This is a genomic window from Rhodococcus sp. P4_F5, assembly GCF_056401315.1.
In genome coordinates this window covers 42976-49763 of the sequence record NZ_JBFUJP010000036.1, presented here as the reverse complement: position 1 = coordinate 49763, position 6788 = coordinate 42976, and the positions used below count along the sequence as shown (strand labels likewise).

At 72.3% G+C, this 6788-nt stretch carries 7 protein-coding genes and 1 pseudogene; 6 read left to right on the top strand and 2 right to left on the bottom strand.

Annotated features, from left to right (window positions below):
- Nucleotides 1–386, top strand: a pseudogene (locus AC1DU4_RS15825) (hypothetical protein); the annotation flags it as partial.
- Between the two features lie 24 nt (nucleotides 387–410).
- Here AC1DU4_RS15825 and AC1DU4_RS15820 read toward each other — a convergent pair.
- Nucleotides 411–1424 carry a 4-hydroxy-3-methylbut-2-enyl diphosphate reductase gene (locus AC1DU4_RS15820; protein ID WP_477841357.1) on the bottom strand — a complete coding sequence of 338 codons (1014 nt, stop codon included), beginning with the start codon at nucleotides 1422–1424 and terminating at the stop codon, nucleotides 411–413.
- Between the two features lie 96 nt (nucleotides 1425–1520).
- On the opposite strand from AC1DU4_RS15820, the gene AC1DU4_RS15815 reads away from it, so the two are divergent.
- From AC1DU4_RS15815 to AC1DU4_RS15805, 3 genes are read left to right on the top strand one after another with little or no spacing between them, the layout of a single operon-like run.
- The gene (locus AC1DU4_RS15815; RefSeq protein ID WP_477841355.1) at nucleotides 1521–2132 is read left to right on the top strand and encodes a lipid droplet-associated protein; all 612 of its coding nucleotides are present in this window, start codon (nucleotides 1521–1523) and stop codon (nucleotides 2130–2132) included.
- Nucleotides 2129–3415, top strand: a complete 1287-nt coding sequence (gene xseA / locus AC1DU4_RS15810) for an exodeoxyribonuclease VII large subunit (protein ID WP_477841353.1) — start codon at nucleotides 2129–2131, stop codon at nucleotides 3413–3415. Before AC1DU4_RS15815 ends, xseA begins: the two co-directional genes overlap by 4 nt.
- Complete coding sequence (locus AC1DU4_RS15805) at nucleotides 3412–3630, top strand: exodeoxyribonuclease VII small subunit (protein WP_072846708.1); 219 nt, start codon at nucleotides 3412–3414, stop codon at nucleotides 3628–3630. The genes xseA and AC1DU4_RS15805 overlap by 4 nt, the downstream gene beginning before the upstream one ends.
- Before the next feature lie 47 nt (nucleotides 3631–3677).
- Here the strand turns inward: AC1DU4_RS15805 and AC1DU4_RS15800 are convergent, their stop codons facing one another.
- Nucleotides 3678–4247 carry a DUF4245 domain-containing protein gene (locus AC1DU4_RS15800; RefSeq protein WP_477841351.1) on the bottom strand — a complete coding sequence of 190 codons (570 nt, stop codon included), beginning with the start codon at nucleotides 4245–4247 and terminating at the stop codon, nucleotides 3678–3680.
- A 99-nt stretch (nucleotides 4248–4346) separates the two neighbouring features.
- Between AC1DU4_RS15800 and AC1DU4_RS15795 the strand changes: the two genes are divergently transcribed.
- Both AC1DU4_RS15795 and glpX read left to right on the top strand, forming a co-directional pair.
- The gene (locus AC1DU4_RS15795) at nucleotides 4347–5612 is read left to right on the top strand and encodes a hypothetical protein (protein ID WP_477841349.1); all 1266 of its coding nucleotides are present in this window, start codon (nucleotides 4347–4349) and stop codon (nucleotides 5610–5612) included.
- Nucleotides 5613–5728: 116 nt separating this feature from the next.
- On the top strand, nucleotides 5729–6769 hold the full coding sequence (gene glpX, locus AC1DU4_RS15790; RefSeq protein WP_477841347.1) for a class II fructose-bisphosphatase: 1041 nt from the start codon (nucleotides 5729–5731) through the stop codon (nucleotides 6767–6769).
- Nucleotides 6770–6788 lie beyond the last annotated feature (19 nt).

The following is a 6788-nucleotide window of genomic DNA, read 5'->3' as shown; positions in this document are numbered from 1 at the left end:
CCCAGGTCCAAGCGCAGTCGGGCCGTCGCACCCGCGGCGGCGAGAACTCCACCGGAGCGCGGCGCCGGGTCGCCGAGCCCCAACTCGACAGCGGTCAGTTCGACCTGACCGATCAGTTCGACCGGGACCGGCGACTGGACGTGGAGGGCGATCGACGCTCCTACCGCGCCGCGTCCACCGGCGGGTCGCCGCGTGAACCGTTCCGGCCCGCGTCCGCTCCGGTGCCCGCGGCCAGGCTCCGGCCGGAACCGGCCACCCGGCAGTACGCCCGTCAGTCGGAACCGGTCGGACACGCGGCCGATCAGTACACCCAGCCGGCCGACCCCGACGTCCCGGTCCATCCGCTCCCGCAGGTCCGGTACCGCGACCGGCACGACGCTCCGTAGGAGCGCCGCGGCGGCCGGTCCGGGCTAGACGCTCGGTGTCGCGGGCTTCCGGAGTTCGCGCGGCAGCGAGAACACCAGCGTCTCGTTTGCCGTCGTCACGGACTGCACGTCCTGGAAACCGTGTCCGGCGAGCAACTCGATGACCCCACTGACGAGGATCTCCGGCACCGAGGCGCCCGAGGTGATGCCCACCGTCTGCACCCCGTCCAGCCACCCGAGGTCGATCTCGCGGGCGTAGTCGACCAAGTAGCTGGCCTTCGCGCCGGCGCCCAGCGCGACCTCCACCAGCCGGACCGAGTTCGACGAGTTCCGCGACCCCACCACGATCACCAGATCGCACTCCGGCGCCATCGCCTTCACCGCGACCTGACGATTCTGGGTGGCGTAACAGATGTCGTCGCTCGGCGGGTCCTGCAGCAGCGGGAACTTCTCGCGGAGTCGCGCGACCGTCGCCATCGTCTCGTCGACGCTCAGCGTCGTCTGCGAGAGCCAGATCACCTTCGACTCGTCCCGGACGGTGATCGCCTCCACCGAGTCGGGGCCGTCGACCAGTTGCACGCGCTCGGGCGCCTCACCCGCGGTCCCCTCGACCTCTTCGTGACCCTCGTGCCCGATCAGCAGGATGTCGTAGTCGTCGCGGGCGAACCGCTTGACCTCCTGGTGCACCTTGGTGACCAGCGGGCAGGTGGCGTCGATGGTGTGCAGGCTGCGCTCCGCCGCGGCCTCGTGCACGGCCGGGGACACCCCGTGCGCGGAGAACACCAGGACCGAACCCTCCGGAACCTCGTCGGTCTCGTCGACGAAGACGACGCCCCGCTCGGTCAGCGTCTCGACCACGTGCCGGTTGTGCACGATCTCCTTGCGGACGTAGAGCGGCGCGCCGTGCTTCTCCAGCGCCCGCTCCACCGTCTCGACGGCGCGGTCGACGCCGGCGCAGTACCCACGCGGCTCCGCGAGCAGGATGCGCTTGCCGGTGGTACCCGTCGCGGAAGTACCGGAACGGGCGATACCCAGGTTCAAGGGGACAGCAGAAGACATGCCTCAAGGGTACGGGGGCCACTCGGGTGCGGTCGGATCAGGCGTGGACGGCCCGGTCGGCTACCCATCGGGGCGTCGGTGAGGCAGGCTAGGACCATGATTCGTCCTCCTTTCGCCGCCCGAGTGGCCGCCGGGATCGCCGTCACCGTCGTCGAAGAGGTACAGAAGCTGCCGAGCACGGCGGTCTCGCTGCCGATGACGGCGGTCAGCCAGATGCTGCAGACGACCATGCGGGTTCAGCAGTCGGTCACGGCGCTGGCCATCAAGGGCGACGAGGCGCTGTCGGTGCTGTTCCACACCGACCAGGAGCAGCCGACGTGGGCGACGTTCGACGAGGACGAGGCGCCCACCCCGGCCAACGGCAAGGCGACGGCCACCGGAAACGGTGCCACCTCCGCCAAGCCCGCCAACCAGGGCCGGTTCGAGCTCTACTCGATGCCGGCCGGCGCCGACGCCGACCTGGTCGCACCCGCGGCGACGCCGGCATCGCCGAAACCCGAGGCGGGGACCGGCGGTGCGGCCGCCGCGCCGGAGATCGCCGAGTACCTGGACTACGACAACCTCACCCTGGCCCAGCTGCGCGCGCGGCTGCGCTCCCTGTCCGTCCCGGAGCTCACCGCACTGCTCGAGTACGAGAACGCCGCCCGGTCCCGGGCCCCGTTCCAGACGATGCTCGGCAACCGGATCACCACCGCCACCRCCAAGTGACTTCCGCCCAGACCAGCCGGCCGGGCGGCCCGCCGGCCGCGCAGACGTCGAACTCGGCCGAGAACCCGTGGCCGGTGCGGTCGGTCTCGACGAAGGTCGCGCAGTGGATCGACCGACTCGGCAGCATCTGGGTCGAGGGTCAGATCACCCAGATCAACGTCCGCCCCGGCACCCGCACCGCGTTCCTGGTGCTGCGCGACGCGTCCGCCGACATGTCGCTGTCGGTGACCTGCTCGCCCACCCTGATCCGCGACTCCCCCGTCCCGCTGACCGAGGGCAGCCGGGTGGTGATGTTCGGGAAGCTGTCGTACTACACCGGACGCGGCACCATCTCGCTGCGCGTGACCGAGATCCGGGCGGTGGGCATCGGCGAGCTGCTGGCCAGGATCGAGCGCCTGCGTGCCCTCCTGAACGCCGAGGGCCTGTTCGACCCCCGCCTCAAGCGCCCGCTGCCGTTCCTGCCGCGCACCGTCGGGCTGATCACCGGCCGGGCCAGCGCCGCCGAACGCGACGTCCTCAGCGTCGCCGGAACTCGGTGGCCGGCCGTCCGGTTCGAGGTCCGGAACACCGCGGTGCAGGGACCGACCGCGACCGCGCAGATCGTGGCGGCGCTCGGCGAACTCGACGAGAACCCCGAGGTCGACGTGATCGTGCTCGCGCGCGGCGGCGGCAGCGTCGAGGATCTGCTGCCGTTCTCCGACGAGACGCTGTGTCGCGCCATCGCCAAGTGCACCACCCCGGTGGTCAGCGCGATCGGCCACGAACCGGACAACCCGCTGTGCGACCACGTCGCCGACGTCCGCGCCGCCACCCCCACCGACGCGGCCAAGCGGGTGGTGCCCGACGCCGCCGCCGAGCAGGCGCTGGTCTCGGAGTTCCGCTCCCGCGGGGCCGCGGCCCTGCGGAACTGGGTGGCCCGCGAGGCGCGCTCGCTCGCGGACCTGCGCAGCCGACCGGTGCTGGCCGACCCGTTGGCCGCCGTGGAACGCCGCGCCGAGGACGTCGACCGGCTACGGGCGGCGGGGCGCCGGGACGTCACCCGACTCCTCGACGGCCAGGCGACGGTCGTCGAGCACCTCGCCGCGCGGCTGACCACGTTGGGGCCGGCGGCGACGCTGGCCCGCGGCTACGCGGTGGTGCAGAAGATGGTGCCGGGCGCCGATCCCGAGGTGCTGCGGTTCGTGGACGACGCACCGCCCGGCACCCAGCTGCGGGTACGAGTGGGCGACGGCGCGGTCATCGCGGCCGTCATGGGCCGCGACAAGTCAGGAGAGAAGAAGTGAACGAACCGGTGGCGGAACTCGGCTACGAGGCCGCGCGCGACCAGCTGGCCGAGGTGGTCAAGATGCTCGAGCAGGGCGGACTGGACCTGGACCACTCGCTGGCGCTGTGGGAGCGGGGCGAGGCCCTGGCCGAGCGCTGCGAGGAACACCTCGCGGGTGCGCGGGCCCGGGTCGAGAAGGCCCTCTCCCACGCCGACGAGTCCGGGTCCGACTAGTCCCGCCCCGGCCGGCCGAGTCCCGGCCGGCCGGTGCGACGGGCGCGTCAGGGAATGATGGGCTGCGCCGCACCGACCGCGTCGGCGAGCGTGGTGAACTCCTCCGTCGACCCGCTGCCGGTGAGCAGGACGCGCACGTCGCCGAGGTCGGTGACCCAGATCTGCTCGCTGCCCTCCTGGGGGTAGAGCGTCCACGATTCTGCGCCGACCTGCTCCGCGCCGGACGGGCTGCGGTTGTCGCCGGCCACCCACGGCACCAGCGTCTCCTCGCTCGCCGAGCTCTGGGTCAGCTGCACGAAGCGACCCTTGTCGGTGATGAAGCCGACGGTGCTGACGTCGCCGCCGTGATCGCCTGCGACGGTGCCGCGGCTGCCGGAGTTCGGCTGCCAGCCCTCGGGCACGCCCGGGTTGCGGATCGGGAACCCGAGGTCGCGGGCGTCGTACTTGAGCACCGCGTTGATGTCGACGTGCGGCACCTGACCCGGCGTCGGTCCGCCGGGGCTGAGCGTGCACTGGCTCGCGATACCCGCGATGACCAGACAGATCAGCACCAACGGCAGCATCGAGAGCAGCATGTCGCGGTTGTTGTGCAGAATTCGGGGTTTGTCGGCGGCCACGGGCACCAGTATCCCAGTAGGCCGCGGTCGCGCTCGTGCCGGTTCCCGTGTGCGGCGAATCCGGTACCGACAGTCACATACATGTTGTTCAATCGCAGCATGAGTGCGACCGAGACCGCCCGCCCGTCGCGTCGCGCCCGCTGGCGGCGACGAACAGTCGTCGCGCTGCTCGGTGTCGTGGCGGTGGCCACCACGACCACCGCCACGGCCACCGGCGCCCCGGCCGGTTACGCCGGCCTCCTCGACCTCGTGCCCGCCAACTCGGACGCCGAGCTCGCCGGCGGCCTCGACCCCCGCCTGCCCACCGACCCCGGGGCGCTCGACGCGGCCCTGAGTGCGGCCCGCGCCGACGGCGTCCCGCCGACCCGCTACGCCGCGCTGCTGCACCAGTACTGGCTCGCCCGCGGCACCGCGGCGTCGGGCATCGACCTGGCCGGCTGGGACCCGAACGCGGGCTTCGTCGCGAACGCCGACCTGGTCGAGCGGGTGTACTCGAACTACGGCCGCTACCAGCGTGAACGCGGCGAACTGAACTGGGCGGGCATGGCAGGCATGGCCGGCGCGTCCTTCGCCGCCGGCTTCTGGGACCTCGACATGGGCCGCGACCTGGTCGCCGTCGACGCCGTCCACACCCTCGGGACCGCCGTCGCCGGGGCCGTCGCGTCGCTGCCCGCCGACGCCGCGGCAGCGCTTCCCCCGGACGTGCGGGCCCTCGCCGTGCTGGGCCCGGCCACCACGACGGCGGACCTGGACTGGTACCAGAAGCGCCTGCTGATCATGCAGAAGCACATCTACTTCGACATGGTGCCCATGCACGAGGCCTACCTGGAGGCGGGCCGCCCGGCCGTCGAGGAACTCGGCGCGGCGGGCCTGCTCGACGACAACGCCCGGGCCGCGTGGGACGCGATCTTCTCGGGCACCCCCGCCGGCCTCGTCGATGCCACGCTGCGGATGGCCGACCGGGAGCAGAACCAGATCGTCGCCGACCAGTGGGACGCCACGGCCGCGGGCCGCGACGGCGTCGGCCGGGTGCTGGCCTACGTCACCACCGTGGCCGCGCAGCCCGCGATCCCGGGCGCGCAGGCGCCGGGGGTGGTCTCCCCCCTGTCGGTGACCGGTGCCGGCTTCCGACTGCAGGCCCCGCTCCCCGGCTTCAACTGGGCCGACCGCGCCCCGCGGTGGCAGTACATCGCGAGCGACACCGCGGTGGCCTACGCGCGCCTGGTCGCCGGCGGCCCGCAGCCGGCGCAGGCGGTGCTGTCGCAGCCGTTCGGCGCCTTCATGGACCGGCAGCGGGTCGTTCGGCGCGCGCCCGAACTCGCCCGCGACCTGAGCAGCGGCTGGTCACTGACCCGGGAGCCGTAACCCGACGACGAATTGGTCCGACCCGTGATGAGACAATCACGCTTCGAGACCACATTCTCCCCGGAGAAGAAACCTATGCCGACGCCAACAGCGTCGCGTGCAAGGAGGCACTGCCCATGACGGCCAGCACCCCATCGAGTCGCCGCGAGGCCCCCGACCGCAACCTCGCACTCGAGTTGGTGCGCGTCACCGAGGCAGGCGCACTGGCGGCCGGTCGCTGGGTCGGCAAGGGCGACAAGGAGGGCGGGGACGGCGCGGCCGTCGACGCGATGCGTCAGCTCGTGAGCAGCGTGTCCATGCGCGGCGTCGTCGTGATCGGTGAGGGCGAGAAGGACGAGGCGCCCATGCTGTTCAACGGCGAGGAGGTCGGCAACGGCGACGGCCCCGACTGCGACTTCGCGGTCGACCCGGTCGACGGCACCACGCTGATGTCCAAGGGCATGCCGAACGCGATCTCCGTGCTGGCCGTCGCCGAGCGCGGCGCGATGTTCGACCCGTCCGCCGTGTTCTACATGGAGAAGATCGCCGTCGGCCCGGACGCCGCCGACGTCATCGACATCACCGCGCCGATGGCCGAGAACATCAAGCGGGTCGCGAAGGTCAAGAAGGCGTCGGTCTCCGACGTCACCGTCTGCATCCTGGACCGGCCCCGCCACGCCCAGCTGATCGCGGAGGTCCGCGCGACCGGCGCCCGCATCCGGCTGATCTCGGACGGCGACGTGGCCGGCGCCATCGCGGCGGCCCGCCCCGAGTCCGGCACCGACATGCTGGTCGGCATCGGCGGCACCCCCGAGGGCATCATCGCCGCGGCCGCGATGCGCTGCATGGGCGGCGCACTGCAGGGCAGGCTCGCCCCGACCGACGACGACGAGCGCCAGAAGGCGATCGACGCGGGCCACGACCTGGACCGCGTGCTGCTCACCGAGGACCTGGTCTCCGGCGAGAACGTCTTCTTCACCGCGACCGGCGTCACCGACGGCGACCTGCTGCGCGGCGTCCGCTACTACGGTGGCGGCGCGAGCACCCAGTCCATCGTGATGCGCAGCAAGTCCGGCACCGTGCGCATGATCRACGCGTACCACCGCCTCGAGAAGCTGCGCGAGTACTCGTCCGTCGACTTCGACGGCGAAGAGGGCGCGGTTCCGCCCACCTTCTGATCCGCCCGCTGTCCGCGCC